Genomic DNA, 17359 nt, shown 5'->3' with positions numbered 1-17359 from the left:
CGGGGTCGATCGTTATGGTTCCGTTGCCTAGCTGCCGGCGGCCGCGGCGAGGCGGGACAGGCTCTCCTGCATCGCGTCCTGCGAGATCAGCGGGAACGGGATGCGCTGCAGAACCCCCTTGTCGGTGACCCCGCTCCAGTCGTACGTGTGCCGTACGATGGTCGACCCGGGCCCCTCCGGCTCGAGCTCCCATACCCACTGCCAGCCCGCAGGCTCCTTGTCGGCCATACCGGTCTTCCAGGCCAGCAGCTTGTTGTGCTCGTAGCCGGTAACGACGTTGTCGGTCTGGTAGTCGCCCAGCACGTCGTTGTGCATGTTCATCCGGAACACCTGGCCGACCTCCTGGATGCGGTCGGTCTTCTCGTCCGCACGGACCATGCCCGAGCCGTCGATCTCGGGATGCCGCTGCGGATTGGACAGCACCTCGAACAGCACGTCTGCGGGCTGGTCGATGACCCGCTCGACCTCGATCTTCTTGTCCTCGTTCGTCACTGGTCCTCCTCGATCGGTTCGGTCAGCCTGATCCAGTTACCGCACGTGTCGTCGAGGATGCAGCTGCGCACCCCACCTGAGTCGGTGGGCGGGCTCTGGAACGTCACGCCCTCGGCGACCAGCCGCTCGTACTCGTAATCGATGTCGTCGACCTCGAACGAGGTCGCCGGGATCCCCTGACGGAACAGCGCGTTCTGGCGCGACCGTCCGGTGGCGGCGTCCGCGGGCTCGAGCAGCAGCTGGGTACCGCTGGGGTCGTCGTCACTGACCACAGCGAGCCACCGGTCGTCGCCGGCCGGGCGATCCACCGCAAGCTGGAAGCCCAGGATGGTCGTATAGAACGCCTTGGCGCGTCGCTGGTCACTGACGAAGATGCTGCTGAAGCTGATCCGTGGCACGCTTCCTCCGGTTCGGTCGAGTCCCACCCTACCCAGCGGACGCCGACGGCCGCGGACGATCCGGAACGAACCCGGCGGCGAAAAAGTTTCCGGAAAATCCCGGAACGTGTTGCGAGCCATAGTCGCGGTCCGCAACACTCCGGATGGCCCGAGGGGGTGCGCAGACCAGCGATCCGAGAGGAAGTGCCGAGGGTGACAGCCATGACGGATGCCGGCATACCTGAGCCGGTAGTGAAGAAATCAACCATCCCGGCGCGCATGGACCGGCTCCCCTGGACGCGCTTCCACTGGCTCGTCGTCGTCGGCCTCGGCGTGTCCTGGATCCTGGACGGGCTGGAGATCCAGATCGTCTCGCTCAACAGTGGTCCGCTGACCGACGCGCACGGCACCATGCAGCTGACCGCCGGCGAGATCGGCGCCCTCGGATCGATCTACCTGCTCGGCGAGGTCGTGGGCGCGCTGTACTTCGGGCGCCGCACCGACAAGGTCGGCCGCAAGAAGCTGTTCATCCTCACGTTGGCGATCTACCTGATCGGCTCGGGGCTCGGCGGGTTCTCGTGGGACTTCTGGTCCCTGGCGATCTGCCGGTTCGTCGCCGGGCTCGGGATCGGCGGCGAGTACACCGCGATCAACTCTGCCATCGACGAGCTGATCCCGGCTCGCTTCCGCGGCCGCGTCGACATCGCCGTAAACGGCACCTACTGGGCCGGCGCGATCATCGGCAACGTCATGGGGCTGTTCATCTACGACACCGAGCTGGTCCCGCTGGACTGGGGCTGGCGCATCGGGTTCTTCATCGGCCCGGTCCTGGGCCTCGTCATCATCTTCCTGCGCCGGGTGATCCCCGAGAGCCCGCGGTGGCTGCTCATGCACGGCCGCGCCGAGGAGGCCGAGCGCACCACCGAGGAGATCGAGAAGCGCGTCGAGGCCGAGGGCGGCGCGTTGACGCCGGTGCCGGACTCGAAGGCGATCCTGCTCAAGGAGACGCCGCCGATGACGTTCGGGCAGATGACCCGGATCTTCTTCAAGCGATATCCGCACCGGTCGATCCTCGGCTTCACGATGATGGTCACCCAGGCGTTCCTGTACAACGCGATCTTCTTCACCTACGCGCTGGTCCTGAAGGCCTTCTACGGCATCCCGTCGGACCAGATCCCCTGGTACTTCTTCCCGTTCGCGATCGGCAACCTGCTGGGACCGCTGCTGCTGGGCCACCTGTTCGACACGTGGGGGCGGCGCCGGATGATCCTGCTGACGTACGGCGGCTCGGGCGTGCTGCTGCTGATCACCGCGTTCCTGTTCAAGGCCGGCGCGTTGTCGGCGGTGACCCAGACCGTGCTCTGGTGCATCATCTTCTTCTTCGCGTCGGCGGGCGCCTCCTCGGCGTACCTCACGGTCTCGGAGATCTTCCCGCTGGAGCTGCGCGGGCAGGCGATCTCGTACTTCTTCGCCATCAGCCAGGGCGCGGGCGGTGTCCTCGCGCCGTTCATCTTCGGCAAGCTCATCGGCGATCCGGAGGCGCTGCAGAAGCTCGGCCACGCGCCGCCGAACGGGCCGCTGACGTGGGGCTACATCATCGGTGCCGGGTTGATGATCGTCGGTGGCCTGGTCGCCTGGTTCATCGGCGTGGACGCCGAGCAGAAGTCGTTGGAGGATGTCGCCGAGCCGATGTCGGCGGTCAAGGTCGGCGGGGACGGCGGCGGGATCACCCCGGACCTGCCCGACCCCGAGCCGACCGGCCGCGGCGCAGGCAGCTAGCGGAAAGGATCATTCCCATGACCGAGATTCCCGAGGGAGCGGTCGTCGTCGGAGTCAGCCGGCGATCGGGATCCCCGAGCGCCCTGACGTGGGCCGCCGACTACGCGGCGCGGTTCGACCTGCCGCTGGTGGCGGTGATCGCACACAACAACCCGCGCATCCCGGCGTCCGGGTCGGCCCATCGGCCGCCGGTGGTGGCGACCACCGACAGCGAGCCGGAGGACCTGCTGCAGGACCGGCTGGACTACTTCGTGCAGGCGGCGCTCGGCGACGGGCACGCCGTCACCACGGTCGTGCTGAGCGGACCGGCGGTGGCCACGCTGGCGGCGGCCACCGAAGGGGCCCGGCTCCTGGTGCTGGGCAGCCCGCGCGATGCCACGAAGTCGAGCCACCGCGTGTCGGCGCGGCTGCTGGACCACGCCCGGTGCCCGGTCGTCGTCATGCCGCCGCTGACCCCCGGGCTGTCGCGCGGACGGCGCGCCGGACGGCGGGCCGCGCAGGCCGCCATCACGGCGGCCGGACGCAGCGGTCGGCCGGGCGCGCTGCCCGGCTCGCGCTGAGGGAGCCGGCGCCGGCGCCACCGAAAGCGGGCTTTGCCGGTGAAAGCGGGGAATCTTCCCCGCTTTCACCGCGCAACCCCGCTCAGCCTTCGTACAGCGAGTCGATCTGCGCGCGGTACTTATTGGCCACGACGCTGCGCTTGAGCTTCAGGCTCGGGGTCAGGTCGCCCTGCTCGACACTGAGGTCGCGGTCGAGGATGACGAACTTCTTGATCGTCTCCCAGCGGTTGAGCCCGGCGTTGAGCTCGTCGATGTAGCCCTGGATGGCCTCGCGCACCTTCGGGTGCCGGGTGAGCTCGCCGTACGACGTGCCCTCCAGGCCGTTCTGCCTGGCCCATTCGGCGATCGCGTCCGCGTCGAGGGTCACCAGCGCGCTGGCGAAGTTGCGGGCCGCGCCGGCCACCATGAACTGGCTGACCAGCGGGCAGATGCCCTTGAATCGCGACTCGATCTGCGACGGGGCGATGTACTTGCCGCCGGAGGTCTTGAACAGCTCCTTCTTGCGGTCGGTGATGTACAGGTGACCGGTCGAGCTCAGCCGGCCGATGTCGCCGGTGTGGAACCAGCCGTCGCCCTCGAGCGCCTCCCCCGTCGCGTCCGGCTTGTTGTGGTACCCGGTCATCACCTGCGGGCCCTTCACCAGCACCTCGCCGTCCTCGGCGATCTTGACCGTCGTGCCGGCCGTCGGCCGGCCGACGCTGCCGTACACGACGTCCCCGGGCAGGTTCAGCGTGGCCGTCGCGCTGGTCTCCGTGAGGCCGTACCCCTCGAGGATCTGCAGTCCCACGCCGCCGAACCACTTGGCGATCTCGAGGTTCAGCGGCGCCGAGCCGGAGATCATGAACCGGATCCGGCCGCCGAAGCGGTCGCGGATCTTGCTGAGCACGAGCTTGTCGGCGAGCTTGTACTTCAGCCCGGTGGGCTCCTTGCCGGCCTGGCGGGCGGCGTCGGCCTCGATGCCGACGGCGGTGGCCCACCGGAAGATCCTGGCCTTCGGGCCGCCCTCGCTCTCGGCGACCTGGACGATCTTGGAGTAGGCCTTCTCGAAGATGCGCGGGGCGGCGCCCATGAAGGTCGGTCGTACCACCGCGAGGTTGTCGATGATCTTGTCGATCCGCCCGTCGATCGCGGTCGGCGTGCCGGAGGCGATCGGGATGGTCAGCAGCACCTTGCCGAAGACGTGCGCGAGCGGCAGCCACAGGTACTGCAGATCGTCGTCGCTCACCAGCCTGGACGCGATCACCGTCGCCCCGGTGTAGGTCCACGCGGAGTGCGGCAGACGGACGCCCTTCGGGCGGCCCGTGGTACCCGAGGTGTAGATGATCGTGGCGAGGTCGTCCTTGGCGAGCCCGTCGATGCGCCGGTCGATCAGATCCGGCTCGGCGGCGCGCCGCTCGCGCCCGAGGGCTGCGAGGTCGTCGGTGGAGATGACCCAGTCGCCGTCCGGGGTGCCGTCGAAGGTCACCACCTTCACCACGTCGGGCAGCTCGGCGCGCCGCTCCCGCAGCTTGGCGATCTGCCCGTCGTCCTCGGCGAAGACGACCTTGCAGCCCGAGTCGGCGATGATGTAGGCGACGTCCCCGGCGATCGTCGTCGGGTAGACCGTCGTCGTCGCGGCCGCCGAGCACATCACGGCGAGGTCGGCCACCGCCCACTCCCAGCGGGTGCCACTCGCGATCGCGACCCGGTCCTGGGGCTCGACGCCGAGCGCGACGAGACCGGCCGCCCACGTGTACGCGAGCTCGGCGACCTCACGCCAGGTCAGCGACAGCCACTCGCCGTCCCGCTCGTAGCGGTAGGCCTCGGCGTCGGGAGTCGCCGCGACCCGGTCCCGGAACAGCTGCGCGACAGACGCCGCGCGTCCCTCGATGAGCGACCACTCGATGTGCGGATCGGTCTCGGGCGATGAGGTCGAAAGGGTCACAGGCACGGTGTCTCCAGCGTCGGGGCTTCGGTGCGGTGATCCTAACCGGGTCGGTGAACCAGATCACGCTGCGGACTAGAGTCGACGTCGATTCTAGTCCGAGGAGGACACCGTGACAGAACGCGAGCCGGGCGCCCCGCTGCCGAAGAACTCGCAGGCGATGATCGCCGAGGCGCGGCGCAAGATCGACACGATGCCGCTCGAGGACGCCGCCGCGTGCCTGGACGACCCGGGCGTGCTGTTCGTCGACATCCGCGACCCGCGCGAGCTCGAGCGCGAGGGCACCATACCGGGCGCGTTCCACGCGCCCCGCGGGATGCTGGAGTTCTGGGTGGACCCCGAGTCGCCGTACTACAAGCCGGCCCTCGACACCGGCCGGCGGCTGATCCTGTTCTGCGGGTCCGCGTGGCGCTCGTCGTTGTCGGCGGCGGCGCTCGCCGAGATGGGGGTTCCGGGCGTGACGCACTTCGAGGGCGGCTTCTCCGCCTGGAAGTCGGCCGGCCACCCGGTCGTGCCGTACCAGAAGCCGGCCCGGCGCGGCTAGGCCGCGAGCGCGAGGAGCTGCTCGAGCGCGGCGAGCTGCGTGTCCGGCCCGTCGCCGGTCAGGCTCACCCGCAGGGTCGAGACCCCGGCGGCGGCGTACGCCGCGAGCTGCGCGGAGATCATCTCGGGGGTGCCGACCAGGTTGGTGCCCAGGCCGATCTCGGCGGGCACGGCGGCGGCCGCGGCCGCCCGGTCTCCTGACGTCCACAGCCGGTGGACCTCCTCGATCTGCGGCCCGAATCCCTGGCGCGCGAACGCCGCGCTGTAGAAGTTCGTCTTGGCGCTGCCCATCGCGCCGAAGGTGAAGGCGTAGCCGCCCGCGTGCTTGCGGGCGAGGTCGTCGACCTCCGACTCCTCGCACAGCTCGAGGCTGACCGCGACGGTGAGCTCGACGTCGGCGAGGTCGCGGCCGGCCGCCCGGGCGCCCTCGGCGATGGGCGCCACGAGCGCGTCCCCCGCGGTGCCGGGCATGAACGAGTTGCCGATCCACCCGTCGGCGAGCTCGCCGGTCAGCCGCAGGTTGGCCGGGCCGAGCGCGGCGAGCCAGATCGGGACGTCGACGGGGGTGGGCGCCATCGAGCGGATGCTCTTGCCTTCCCCGCCGGGCAGCGGCAGCCGGTACGTCGTCCCGTCGTACGCCGCCCGCTCACCGCGCAGGATCATCCGCACGATGTCGATGGTCTCGCGGGTGCGGCCGACGGGCTTCGCGAACGGGACGCCGTGCCACCCCTCGATGACCTGCGGGCCGCTGACGCCGAGGCCGAGGACGAAGCGCCCGTTGCTGAGCGCCTGCAGCGACATCGCGGACATAGCGAGCATCGCCGGCGTGCGGGCGCCCAGCTGGGCGATGCCGGTGATGAGCCGAGCGTGCTTGGTCCGTCCCGCGAGATACGCAAGCGGCGTCAGGCAGTCGTAGCCCCACGCCTCCGGAGCCCACAGCGAGTCGACGCCCATCGCGTCGGCCTCGACGGCGACGCGGGCACCGTCCTCGGTGTGCGGCTGGACGTTGACGCCGATGCGCACTCCTACTCCCCCGCACTCTCGGCGAGCTCTTTGATCTTCTCGAGGTTCGCCCGGATGCTCGCCTGATGCTCTTGCAGGCGGCGCTCGACGATCCGGTCCTCCTTCTCGGGCCAGCGCTCGATGGCGATGCTGAGCCCATTGCGCCCCGGACCGATCTGCGCGATCTGGGTGAGGGTGACCGACCCGGCTCCGGCGGGCTCGATCCGGTAGGTCCAGACCGCTCCCGGGTTGTCGACGTCCGTGACGGCGTACACCAGCTCCCGCGGCCGGTCGACGACGGTGAACTGCGAGACCGTCTCCCAGTGGCCGATGGCGTCGTGCTGGTTGCGACCGGCGAACCGGGCGCCCACCGCCGGCTCGGTGGCGCCGTCGAGCCAGTCGGCGCCGGAGAACTCGGGACTGCTCAACGACGGCGTCTGGATGTCGGCGATGATCTCCCAGACCCGCTCGGCCGGCGCCGCGATCTCCACCTGGGCCTGCGTCGTGGGCGCGTCGGACAACTTCATGGTGAGCCTCCTCGACCGGTTCGGCGTCACCTTATCGCGCGTGTGCGGCGAGCGACCCGAGCACCGCGCGGACCGACGGGCGGGCGGCGGCGCTGCGCCGGACGACCACCAGCAACCGCCGGCGCAATGCCGGTCGCTGCAGCGCGGCCGTCCCGATGCGGCCGCTCACCTCGCGAACGGCGAGCCGCGGCAGGACGGCGATCCCGTGGCCGTCCGCCACGGCCAGCTCCAGCGCGAGCATGTCGTCGGACTCCCAGCGCACGTCCGGCTCGAAGCCCGCCGACCGGCACGCGGTGCGGACCGCCTGGCCGCACGCGGCGGTCACCGGCGGCATCACCCACCGTTCCTCGCGCAGCGCCGCCAGCCGCACCGGGCGGTCCCCGAAGCGGCCGGCTGCCCCGACGGCGACGAGCCGGTCCGCGCACAGCTCGGTCGCCTGCAGATCCTCCGGCAGCGCCAGCGGGACGTGGTCGTACTCGTCGACCACCGCGACCTCCACCCGGCCGGCCGCCACCGCGGCGAGGCTGTCGACCGGCTCACCGGTCTGGACCGAGACCCGCAGGTGCGGATGATCGTCGGCGAGCCGTCGTACGGCGGCGGAGACGAACGTGGCGGCGGCGCTCGCGACGGCGGACACCGCGACGCGGCCCGACGCGCCCCCGGGCGCCGTGGAGAGCTCGGCGCGGGTCTCCTCGAGCAGGTCGAGGATCTGCCGCGCGCGGCCGGCCAGGGTCTCCCCCGCGGCCGTCGGGACGATGCCGGTGCTCGTGCGCTCGACCACGTCGGTGCCGACCTCACGCTCGAGCGCGGCGAGCTGCTGCGACACGGCGGACGGCGTCACGCCCAGCGCCCGCGCGGCCGCGGTGAGGGAGCCGCAGTCCAGGACGGCACCGAGGACTCGCAGCCGGGTGACGTCGAGGGCGACGCCGCGTTCCCAGTTCTTCGTCATTCGGCGATGCTATGCCACACTGGATCCAACCGACTTAAGGCGATGCGATCTCCCATTAAGGAGTGCTTAACAGGACGGAGTGGGTGAAGCAGTGATCGACACGGTGACCGTGATGGGCCTCGGCAAGGTCGGCGAGCTGGTCGCGCGGCTGCTCAGCACCTCGGGATTCGAGGTCTGCGGGCTCGACGCCGCGGATCGGTCTGCCCTGAGCCTCCCGTTCGCGACAGCGGTGGTCGACGTGCGCGACGGTGACGCGGTCGCCCACGCGATGCGCCGGGCCGACGCGGTGGTCTCCTGCCTGCCGTTCCACCTCAACACGCGCGTCGCCGAGGCCGCGCACCGCGCCGGAGTGCACTACTTCGACCTCACCGAGGACGTCGCCACGACGACTCGGGTGCGCGAGCTGGCCGCCGCAGGCGCCGACACCGTGCTCGCGCCGCAGTGCGGCCTCGCCCCCGGGCTGATCGGGATCATCGGCGCCTCGCTCACCCGGCAGTTCGCCGACGTCCGCAGCATCGAGCTGAAGGTCGGCGCGCTGCCCCAGAACCCGGTGGGTCTGCTCGGCTACGCGTTCAACTGGTCGCCGGAGGGCGTCGTCAACGAGTACCTCAACGACTGCGAGGTGGTGCGCGGCGGCGTCCGCAAGCTGGTGCCGGCGATGACCGAGCTGGAACGGGTGGTCATCGGCGGCCACGTGTTCGAAGCGGCCCTGACGTCCGGCGGCCTCGGCACGATGTGCGAGACCTACGAGGGCGTCGTCCAGCGGCTGGACTACAAGACGCTGCGCTACCCCGGGCACTTCAAGCAGATGCGGTTCTTCTTCGACGAGCTCGGCATGCGCGACCGTCGTGACCTCGCCGGCGAGCTGCTCGTCGCGGCGAAGCCACCGGTCGACTCGGATGTCGTCTACCTGCACGCCGCGGTGGGCGGCCGGCTGCGCGACGATGCTCCGGACGCGCCGGGCCAGCCGTTCCGCAAGGAGTACGTGCGCGCCTACGAGCCGCGTGAGATCGACGGGCGCACCTGGCGCGCCATCTCGTGGACGACGGCGGCGTCCGCGGTCGCCGTCCTGGAGATGGTGAACGGCGGCGAGCTCCCGCGCAGCGGGTTCGTCGCCCAGGAGCAGATCGACTTCGCCACCTTCCTGACCACCCGGACCGGCGCGCTCTTCGCCGGCCTGCAGACGCCCTGAGGAGGACGCCATGACCGACCTCGGCGCCCGCGTCACCGACCTGTTCACCCGGATCGGCGCTCCCCCGCCGCACGCCGGCGCGCAGCAGGTGCGCTCGCCGATCACCGGAGAGACGATCGGCCGCGTGGACCACGACGACGCCGACTCGGTCGGCGCCCGCGTCCAGGCCGCGCACCACGCCTTCGCGGCGTGGCGCGACACCCCGGCCCCCGTCCGCGGACGGCTGGTCTACGAGCTCGGCCGGCTGCTGCGGGAGCACCAGGACGCGCTCGGCGAACTGGTGTCGATCGAGGCGGGCAAGATCCGCTCCGAGGGGCTCGGCGAGGTCCAGGAGATGATCGACATCTGCGACCTCGCCGTCGGGCTGTCGCGCCAGCTCTGCGGCCTGACCATCGCCTCGGAGCGCCCCGGCCACCGGATGATGGAGCAGTGGCACCCGCTCGGCGTCGTGGGGGTGATCTCGGCGTTCAACTTCCCCGTCGCCGTCTGGTCATGGAACGCCGCGCTGGCGCTGGTGTGCGGCAACCCGGTGGTGTGGAAGCCGAGCGAGAACGCGGTCCTCACCGCGATGGCCACGCACGCGATCGCGACCCAGGCCGCGCGTACGGCGGGCGCACCGGAGGGCCTCATCGCCCTGCTGCTCGGCGGGCGGGACGTCGGAACGGCACTGGTCGATCACCCCGACGTCGCGCTGATCAGCGCGACCGGCTCGACGCGGATGGGACGCGAGGTCGCGCCGCGCGTGGCGGCCCGGTTCGGCCGGTATCTGCTGGAGCTCGGCGGCAACAACGCCGCCATCCTCGCGCCGTCGGCGGACCTCGACCTCGCCGTGCGCGGCATCGTGTTCAGCGCGGCGGGTACGGCCGGGCAGCGCTGCACGACGCTGCGCCGGATCATCGTGCACCGCAGCATCGCCGCGGACCTGACCGACCGGCTCGCCACTGCCTACGGCACGCTGCCCATCGGCTCGCCGCTGGACGAGGGAACGCTCGTCGGCCCGCTGATCAACCGGCGCGCGTACGACGGGTTCGTCGCCGCGCTCGACGCCGCGCGCGAGCAGGGCGGCCAGGTGGTGGCCGGCGGCCAACGCGTTCTGCAGGCCGAGCACCCCGACGCCTACTACGTGCAGCCGACGATCGTCCGGATGCCCGGCCAGACGGCCGTCGTGCAGCAGGAGACCTTCGCCCCGATCCTCTACGTGCTCGAGTACGACGATTTCGCCGAGGCGCTCGCGCTGCACAACGACGTGCCGCAGGGTCTCTCGTCGTCGGTGTTCACCACGGACCTGCGCGAGGCGGAGATCTTCACCTCGGCGGCCGGCTCGGACTGCGGCATCGCGAACGTGAACATCGGCCCGTCGGGCGCCGAGATCGGCGGCGCGTTCGGCGGCGAGAAGGACACCGGCGGCGGTCGCGAGAGCGGCTCGGACGCGTGGAAGGCCTACATGCGGCGGGCGACCAACACCGTGAACTACTCGCGGGACCTTCCGCTGGCCCAAGGCGTGGAGTTCGGCTGATCGACCGCTCGCCGACGGGGACGCGGCGACCTACGATCGGAGAATGCCGGGCTACCAGAGCTGGATCGACAAGCAGATCGCCGAGGCGGAGGCCGCGGGCGCGTTCGACGATCTGCCCAGCAAGGGCAAGCCGCTGGACCTGTCCGACGACTCCGAGTTCTGGTGGGTCCGCAAGCTCATGAAGCGCGAGGGCCTGTCGTACCTCCCGCCGTCCCTTCAGCTGCGCAAGGAGGCCGAGCTGACCCTCGCCGCCATCGACGAAATGGAGGACGAGGACGACGTCCGCCGCGCGTTGCGCGCGCTGAACGAGCGGATCACCGACGCGATCCGCAAGCCGCCGTCCGGACCCCCGCTCGGCCTGATGCCGTACGACGCCGACCGGGTGGTGGCCCGCTGGGACGCCGCACGGCGCGGCCGCGGCTGACGATCAGGACAGCGACGCGGACTGCACGTAGAGCAGCGCCGCCGACAGCGCGACGAGCACCAGCGACAGCGCGAGGAAGCCGTACGCCCAGACCGTCGCGCCGAGATGCGTCTGGCGCCCGAGGATGGCCGCGTCGGAGGTCGCGCTGCGGCGCCGCCGCTGCGACGAGACGAGATCGATGCCGGCGCGGACGCCGCCGAGCGCGAGCACCGATCCGGCGAGCGTGAGCGTGCCGGCGAGCACGGTCGCCTGGTTCCACACCCAAATGCCCCCGAACAGCAGCAGCTGGGCCACCACGACCACCGCGCCGAACGCGTTGCGCACCAGCGCCAGGCACACCAGCAGCAGCGCGAGCAGCACGGCCATCGCCCAGCCGGCGTGCCGGTAGATCACCGCGTACAGGATGACGAATCCCGAGACGGCCGGAGCCGGGTAGCCGGCCACGTACAGGAAGAAGATGCCGGGCCCGGTCGGTCGCCCGCGGGTGACGGTCAGCCCGGACGTGTCGTGGTTCAGGTGCACCGACTGGATGGACCGGCCGACGAACCAGCCCACCACGACGTGCCCCAGCTCGTGGACGGTGGTCACCAGGTAGCGCAGCCGCCGCCAGACGGGGTCCAGGCCGACGGCGAGCGCCGCCACCGCCACGCAGGCGGCTAGGGTCGGTCGGGTGAGGTCTCCCGTGGCGAAGAAGCGCTCACCGACGAACCCGGCGATGTCAGCACCACTCATCAGGCGGAGCCGGCGTCGCGCGTCGTCATGTACGGGAGTCCTCTCTGCAGACCCGCACATCAAACCACGCGGGCGCGACACCGGTCGCCGCACTAGGCTAGAGTCGTGGTTGAAAATTTGACCTAATGCTGATGCCCGCAGACTCGTCTGACGAACCGAAACCGGAGCTCACATGAACGTGTACGAGAACGTCTCCGACCTGGTGGGGCGCACCCCGCTGGTCCAGATCAACCGCATCATCGACCCTGCTCAGGCGCAGGTGCTCGGCAAGCTCGAGTTCTACAACCCCGCGTCCTCGGTCAAGGATCGCATCGGCGTGGCGATCATCGACGCCGCCGAGCAGTCCGGCGAGCTCAAGCCCGGCGGCGCCATCGTCGAGGGCACCTCCGGCAACACCGGGATCGCGCTGGCGATGGTCGGCGCCGCCCGTGGCTACAAGGTCATCCTGACGATGCCGGAGTCGATGTCGAAGGAGCGCCGCGCGCTGCTGCGGGCGTACGGCGCGGAGCTCGTGCTGACCGACCCGAAGGCCGGCATGAAGGGCGCCGTCGACAAGGCCGCCGAGATCGCCAAGGAGCGTGGCGCGGTCGAGGCCCGGCAGTTCGCCAACCCGGCGAACCCGCAGATCCACTACGCGACCACCGGTCCGGAGATCTGGGAGGACACCGACGGGAAGGTCGACATCCTGGTCAGCGGCATCGGCACCGGCGGCACCATCTCGGGCGCGGGCAAGTACCTCAAGGAGCAGAACCCGGAGATCAAGGTCGTCGCGGTCGAGCCCGCCGAGTCGGCGATCCTGACCGGCGGCGCGCCGGGGCCGCACCGCATCCAGGGCCTGGGCGCCAACTTCATCCCGGAGAACCTCGATCGCGACATCTACGACGAGGTCGTCGACGTCGACGCCGACACGGCGATGGACTGGGCCCGCAAGGCCGCCCAGCAGGAGGGCCTGCTCGTGGGCATCTCGTCCGGGGCCGCGCTCTACGCGGCCGCCCAGGTCGCCGCGCGTCCCGAGAACGCCGGCAAGAAGATCGTCGTCATCATCCCGTCGTTCGGCGAGCGCTACCTCTCGACCGACCTCTACAAGGATCTGCTGGACTAGCCGAATGAGCGTTGAGCCGGAGACGGACCTGAACTACACCCCCGAACGCGTCGGTCTTCTCGCGCGATACCGCGAGGACATCCGCACCGCGAAGGAGCTGGATCCGGCCTCCGGCTCGACGCTCACCATGACGCTGACGTATCCGGGGCTGCACGCCATCTGGATGCATCGCCTGATCCACCGCCTCTGGTACAGCGGCGCTCCTCGGCTGATCCCGCGGATCCTCGCGTACCTGACGCGGTCGGCCACCGGCGTGGAGATCCACCCCGGAGCGCGCATCGGGCGCCGGTTCTTCATCGACCACGGCATGGGAGTCGTGATCGGTGAGACATCGGAGATCGGCAACGACGTCATGCTGTACAACGGGGTCAACCTCGGCGGCAAGACCCTCGACCGCGTCAAGCGGCACCCGACGCTCGAGGACGGCGTGCTGGTCGGCACCGGCGCGAAGATCCTCGGTCCGGTGACCGTCGGTGCCCGCAGCCAGGTCGGCGCCAACGCGGTCGTGGTCAAGGACGTACCGCCGGACTCGGTGGCCACCGGCATCCCCGCTCGGGTCAGTACGCCGGCGACCACCGATCACGCGCTCATGTACCACATCTGAGTCAGCCGGCCGGCCGTTCCAGGCCGAGCAGGGCGTTCTCGACGATCTCGCTGACCGCGGGGTGGATCCAGTACTGCCCGCGGGCCACCGCATCAGCGGTCTGCCCGAACGACGCAGCCTGGATCAGCGGCTGGATCACCGCGGCGGCCTGGTAGCCCATGATGTGCGCGCCGAGGATGGTCCGCGACTCGGCGTCCGCCAGGACCTTGCAGAAGCCGACGGTGTCCTCCATCGCCCAGCCGTACGCGATGTCGCCGTAGCGCTGGACCTTGACCAGGTAGTCGGCGCCGGCGGCCCGCAGCTCCTGCTCCGTCTTGCCGAACGCCGCGACCTGCGGCGAGCCGAAGACCGCCGACGGCACGAAGCGGTGGTCGAACGCCTGCGGGTCGTCGGCGTGCAGCACGTTGTGCGCGAGCACCCGCGCCTCGTGGTTGGCGACGTGCTTGAGCTGCCATTCGCTGCTGATGTCGCCGAGGGCCCACACCCCGTCGACGTTCGTGCGGCCGTACTCGTCGACGACGAGCCGCCCGTCGTCGTGGACCTCGAGGCCGCCCGCGGCGACGTCCAGCAGGTCGGTGTTCGGCTCGCGGCCGACCGCGATGAGCACGACCTCGGCCTGGTGCGCGTGCGGTCCGTCCGGTCCTCCGGAGGTGAGTGTCCAGACGCCGTCCTCGTACGACGCGTCCATGACGGGCGTGTTCAGGTGCAGCAGGCCGCGCTCGACCCAGAGGTCGGTGAACGCGCGCGAGACGCTCTCGTCCTCGTCGCGCAGCGCCAGCTCCGATCGGTGCAGCCAGCGCACGTCGACACCGAAGGACGAGAACACGTGCGCGAACTCGGCGGCGATGAAGCCGGCGCCGAGGATGATCATCCGCGGCGGCAGCTCGTCCAGCCGCATCACCGTGTCGCTGGTGTGCACCCCGCGGGCCGGGTCGGCGTGGTCGAGGCCGGGCACCTCGAGCAGCCGAGGCCGGCCCCCTGCCGCGACGACGATCTGGTCCGCCGTGATCGTCTCACCGGTCCCGGTGTCGATCGTCTTCTTGTCCACGAACCGGCACGCGCCCTTGTAGACCGTCACGTTCGGCAGGCTCTCCCGGTACGCCTCGCCGGCGGGCGGGATCTGGTCGATGCGTCCGAAGACCCGGTCGCGGATCGCCGGCCAGTCGACCGCCGGCCGATCGAAGTGCACCCCGAGCCGGTCGGCATGCGTCGCGGACGAGACGACGTCCGCCGGGTAGACGAACATCTTCGTCGGGATGCACCCGACATTGAGGCACGTGCCGCCGAACTTGCCCTTCTCGATGATCGCGATATCGAGGTGATCGTGCTCGGGGCCGATGATCGAATTGCCCGATCCGGTTCCGATGATCACGAGGTCGAAGTGGCGGGTGCTCATTCGTTGGTCTCCTTGGCTTTACGGTCGGCTGTCGCCGCGGCCCGACGCATGGTGAGGCCGACGAGGTACGAGGTGAGGACGGCGAGATACACCAGTCCGGCGAGCTGTTCGATCATCGTCACGCCGCGCGCGAAGCCGCGGACCGGCACGACGTCGCTGAGGCCGGTGCTCGAGAGGTTGGTGAACGACAGGAACAGCAGCTCGATCCAGCTGCGTGGCCCCTCCGGGTCCACCGCCGCGGTGAACGATCCGGGGCTGAGTGCCTGGACCAGCTGGAACAGGTACGCGAACGCCCAGGCGAACAGCGTGAAGGTGGCCGCGACGGCGATCAGCTCGTCGCGCGTCACCTCGAAGTCGCGCAGCATGTAGTCCACGAGCGCCACGCCGGCGATGAAGTAGAACAGCGCGTGGCTGGACGACGACATCACCACCAGCCACGTCTCGTTCGTGAGTGCGCCGGCGATCGAGAAGCCGGCCGCCGCGACGCCGTTGACGATGGTCAACGCGACCGGCACCCGGGTCTGGCGCACCGTGACGATCGCCAGGCACAGCACGACGATGCCGAACACCTCGTAGGCGGCGCGGCCGCCCGTGGTGCCCTCCATGGCCGGGTAGATGAGCAGGCCGAGCAGCTGCGCGACGAGCAGGATCGCCGACGGGTGACGGCGGAAGAAGGTGCGCAGCGAGGCGTACCGGGCGCTGGTGCTCACACGTCTCCTTCACGCAGTCGCTGGAGGCCGTCTGCGGTCCTCGCTGGGGTCAGACCCAACGTACCGGCACGCGGAGGACGCCCCGTGCGCAGCGTGTGAAAATTGCCGCAACTAGCAGACAACCTGGTGAACGGCGTCGGAAGATTGTGCAATGACCGACTCGCACGCGGCAGCCCCCGAACGTCGACGCAGTGCCGCAGGACGACAGCGCGGGAGCGGTAACTCCCCCCATCTCTTCCTGGAGTTCGACCGCGAGGAGTGGGAGGAGCTCGCCGAGAGCACTCCCCTGCCGCTGAGCGCCGAGGAGCTGGAGCAGATCCGGGGCCTGGGTGAGCGGATCGACCTCGAGGAGGTCCAGACGGTCTACCTGCCGCTGTCGCGGTTGCTGAACCTGTACACCACCGGCACGCAGCAGATGTGGGACGCGCAGCGTGAGTTCCTGCGCTCGACGTCCCGCAAGGTCCCGTTCATCCTGGCCGTCTCCGGGTCGGTCGCGGTCGGCAAGTCCACGACCGCCCGCCTGCTGCAGACCCTGCTGCAGCGCTGGCCCGGCACGCCCAAGGTCGACCTCGTGACGACCGACGGCTTCCTCTACCCCAACGCCGTCCTCGAGGAGCGTGGCCTGCTCGATCGCAAGGGCTTCCCCGAGTCCTACGACCGGCGCGCCCTGCTGCAGTTCGTCGGAGAGGTCAAGGCCGGGCGCGCCGAGGTCGCGGCGCCGCTGTACTCGCACCTCGTGTACGACGTCATCCCGGACCAGAAGCAGGTGGTCTCCAGCCCCGACATCCTCATCATCGAGGGACTGAACGTCCTGCAGCACGGCATGACGCGCGCCGGCAAGGTGCCGCCGATCTTCCTGTCCGACTTCTTCGACTTCTCGGTGTACGTCGACGCCAAGGAAGCGATCATCAAGAAGTGGTACATCGAGCGGTTCATGGCGCTGCGCGAGACCGCGTTCACCGACCCGAACTCGTTCTTCAAGCACTTCACCAAGCTCACCGAGTCGGCGGCCGTGCAGACCGCGTCGGGGATCTGGGACTCGATCAACGGGCCGAACCTCATCGAGAACATCCTCCCGACCCGGGCCCGCGCCCGGCTGATTCTCACCAAGGGCGAGGACCATCAGGTCGAGCGCATCCGCCTCCGCCGCATCTGACCCGCGCCCCGGCGAGCCGCGCCGCTACCAGGCGATCCCTCACCGTCGCCCAGCGAACCCCTGGCCGAGCGACGTGGCGGCCTGGGCCTAGGTGCCGGGTTCCGCACGTCAGACGCTGCACAGGTAGGCACCTTGAGCGGGCCGGTTTTCTTGGTCGTCGAGCGGGCCGTTTTTCTTTGGTCGTCGAGCGGGCCGTTTTTCTTTGGTCGTCGAGCGAGCCGGAGCGCTAGCGGAGGCGACGTCGAGACGCCGGGAGCCGACAATGTCCCCGGTCCGCACGGTCGTCGAGCGACTCTCTTCTTGGTCGTCGAGCGGGCCGTTTTTCTTTGGTCGTCGAGCGGGCCGTTTTTCTTTGGTCGTCGAGCGAGCCGGAG

19 protein-coding genes are annotated in these 17359 nt (G+C 70.2%); 9 read left to right on the top strand and 10 right to left on the bottom strand.

Annotated elements, in window-relative coordinates; translation table 11 throughout:
• Window positions 1-27: 27 nt before the first annotated feature.
• Window positions 28-492: an SRPBCC family protein gene (locus F8A92_RS04105; RefSeq protein ID WP_153503608.1), complete on the bottom strand. Its 465-nt coding sequence runs from the start codon at window positions 490-492 to the stop codon at window positions 28-30.
• Window positions 489-890 (bottom strand): VOC family protein, encoded by a 402-nt coding sequence (locus tag F8A92_RS04100; RefSeq protein ID WP_228389184.1) that lies wholly within the window; start codon window positions 888-890, stop codon window positions 489-491. Before F8A92_RS04100 ends, F8A92_RS04105 begins: the two co-directional genes overlap by 4 nt.
• 201 nt (window positions 891-1091) lie before the next feature.
• Between F8A92_RS04100 and F8A92_RS04095 the strand changes: the two genes are divergently transcribed.
• Entirely contained in the window at window positions 1092-2648 is a 1557-nt protein-coding gene (locus F8A92_RS04095) for an MFS transporter (RefSeq protein WP_228389183.1), read from the top strand.
• Between the two features lie 17 nt (window positions 2649-2665).
• Entirely contained in the window at window positions 2666-3208 is a 543-nt protein-coding gene (locus F8A92_RS04090; RefSeq protein ID WP_153503605.1) for a universal stress protein, read from the top strand.
• Between the two features lie 82 nt (window positions 3209-3290).
• On the opposite strand, the gene F8A92_RS04085 is transcribed toward F8A92_RS04090, so the two are convergent.
• Window positions 3291-5138, bottom strand: coding sequence for an AMP-dependent synthetase/ligase (locus F8A92_RS04085; RefSeq protein WP_228389182.1), 1848 nt, complete (start codon window positions 5136-5138; stop codon window positions 3291-3293).
• A gap of 106 nt (window positions 5139-5244) precedes the next feature.
• Here F8A92_RS04085 and F8A92_RS04080 point away from each other — a divergent pair, with 106 nt between their 5' ends.
• The gene (locus F8A92_RS04080; RefSeq protein WP_228389181.1) at window positions 5245-5676 is read left to right on the top strand and encodes a rhodanese-like domain-containing protein; all 432 of its coding nucleotides are present in this window, start codon (window positions 5245-5247) and stop codon (window positions 5674-5676) included.
• Here the strand turns inward: F8A92_RS04080 and F8A92_RS04075 are convergent.
• Genes F8A92_RS04075 through F8A92_RS04065 form a run of 3 tightly spaced genes read right to left on the bottom strand, consistent with a single transcriptional unit; the run spans window position 5673 to window position 8153 of the window.
• On the bottom strand, window positions 5673-6698 hold the full coding sequence (locus F8A92_RS04075) for an LLM class flavin-dependent oxidoreductase (RefSeq protein WP_228389180.1): 1026 nt from the start codon (window positions 6696-6698) through the stop codon (window positions 5673-5675). The genes F8A92_RS04080 and F8A92_RS04075 overlap by 4 nt on opposite strands.
• A gap of 2 nt (window positions 6699-6700) precedes the next feature.
• Window positions 6701-7204: an SRPBCC family protein gene (locus F8A92_RS04070; protein ID WP_153503603.1), complete on the bottom strand. Its 504-nt coding sequence runs from the start codon at window positions 7202-7204 to the stop codon at window positions 6701-6703.
• A gap of 31 nt (window positions 7205-7235) precedes the next feature.
• Window positions 7236-8153 carry a LysR family transcriptional regulator gene (locus F8A92_RS04065; protein ID WP_153503601.1) on the bottom strand — a complete coding sequence of 306 codons (918 nt, stop codon included), beginning with the start codon at window positions 8151-8153 and terminating at the stop codon, window positions 7236-7238.
• 79 nt (window positions 8154-8232) lie between these two features.
• On the opposite strand from F8A92_RS04065, the gene F8A92_RS04060 reads away from it, so the two are divergent.
• From F8A92_RS04060 to F8A92_RS04050, 3 genes are read left to right on the top strand one after another with little or no spacing between them, the layout of a single operon-like run.
• Complete coding sequence (locus F8A92_RS04060) at window positions 8233-9345, top strand: saccharopine dehydrogenase family protein (RefSeq protein ID WP_228389179.1); 1113 nt, start codon at window positions 8233-8235, stop codon at window positions 9343-9345.
• A gap of 10 nt (window positions 9346-9355) precedes the next feature.
• Complete coding sequence (gene amaB, locus F8A92_RS04055; RefSeq protein ID WP_153503599.1) at window positions 9356-10861, top strand: L-piperidine-6-carboxylate dehydrogenase; 1506 nt, start codon at window positions 9356-9358, stop codon at window positions 10859-10861.
• A gap of 43 nt (window positions 10862-10904) precedes the next feature.
• Entirely contained in the window at window positions 10905-11285 is a 381-nt protein-coding gene (locus tag F8A92_RS04050) for a DnaJ family domain-containing protein (RefSeq protein WP_153503597.1), read from the top strand.
• A 3-nt stretch (window positions 11286-11288) separates the two neighbouring features.
• Here the strand turns inward: F8A92_RS04050 and F8A92_RS04045 are convergent, their stop codons facing one another.
• Window positions 11289-12017, bottom strand: a complete 729-nt coding sequence (locus F8A92_RS04045) for a M50 family metallopeptidase (RefSeq protein ID WP_194291349.1) — start codon at window positions 12015-12017, stop codon at window positions 11289-11291.
• A 172-nt stretch (window positions 12018-12189) separates the two neighbouring features.
• On the opposite strand from F8A92_RS04045, the gene cysK reads away from it, so the two are divergent.
• Window positions 12190-13119: a cysteine synthase A gene (gene cysK / locus F8A92_RS04040; RefSeq protein ID WP_153503594.1), complete on the top strand. Its 930-nt coding sequence runs from the start codon at window positions 12190-12192 to the stop codon at window positions 13117-13119.
• 4 nt (window positions 13120-13123) lie between these two features.
• Complete coding sequence (gene epsC / locus F8A92_RS04035; RefSeq protein WP_153503592.1) at window positions 13124-13723, top strand: serine O-acetyltransferase EpsC; 600 nt, start codon at window positions 13124-13126, stop codon at window positions 13721-13723.
• Window position 13724: 1 nt separating this feature from the next.
• Here the strand turns inward: epsC and F8A92_RS04030 are convergent, their stop codons facing one another.
• Both F8A92_RS04030 and F8A92_RS04025 read right to left on the bottom strand, forming a co-directional pair.
• Complete coding sequence (locus tag F8A92_RS04030; protein ID WP_153503590.1) at window positions 13725-15119, bottom strand: mycothione reductase; 1395 nt, start codon at window positions 15117-15119, stop codon at window positions 13725-13727.
• Window positions 15116-15829 (bottom strand): ion channel, encoded by a 714-nt coding sequence (locus tag F8A92_RS04025; RefSeq protein ID WP_228389178.1) that lies wholly within the window; start codon window positions 15827-15829, stop codon window positions 15116-15118. Before F8A92_RS04025 ends, F8A92_RS04030 begins: the two co-directional genes overlap by 4 nt.
• A gap of 151 nt (window positions 15830-15980) precedes the next feature.
• Between F8A92_RS04025 and coaA the strand changes: the two genes are divergently transcribed.
• Window positions 15981-16985 (top strand): type I pantothenate kinase, encoded by a 1005-nt coding sequence (coaA, locus tag F8A92_RS04020; RefSeq protein WP_153503589.1) that lies wholly within the window; start codon window positions 15981-15983, stop codon window positions 16983-16985.
• Between the two features lie 108 nt (window positions 16986-17093).
• On the opposite strand, the gene F8A92_RS18885 is transcribed toward coaA, so the two are convergent.
• Window positions 17094-17359: hypothetical protein (locus F8A92_RS18885; protein WP_228389177.1), on the bottom strand; the 266-nt coding region annotated here is incomplete at its 5' end.

Source organism: Cumulibacter manganitolerans (assembly GCF_009602465.1).
Lineage (GTDB): Bacteria > Actinomycetota > Actinomycetes > Mycobacteriales > Antricoccaceae > Cumulibacter > Cumulibacter manganitolerans.
This window is presented reverse-complemented; position numbering and strand designations above follow the sequence as displayed.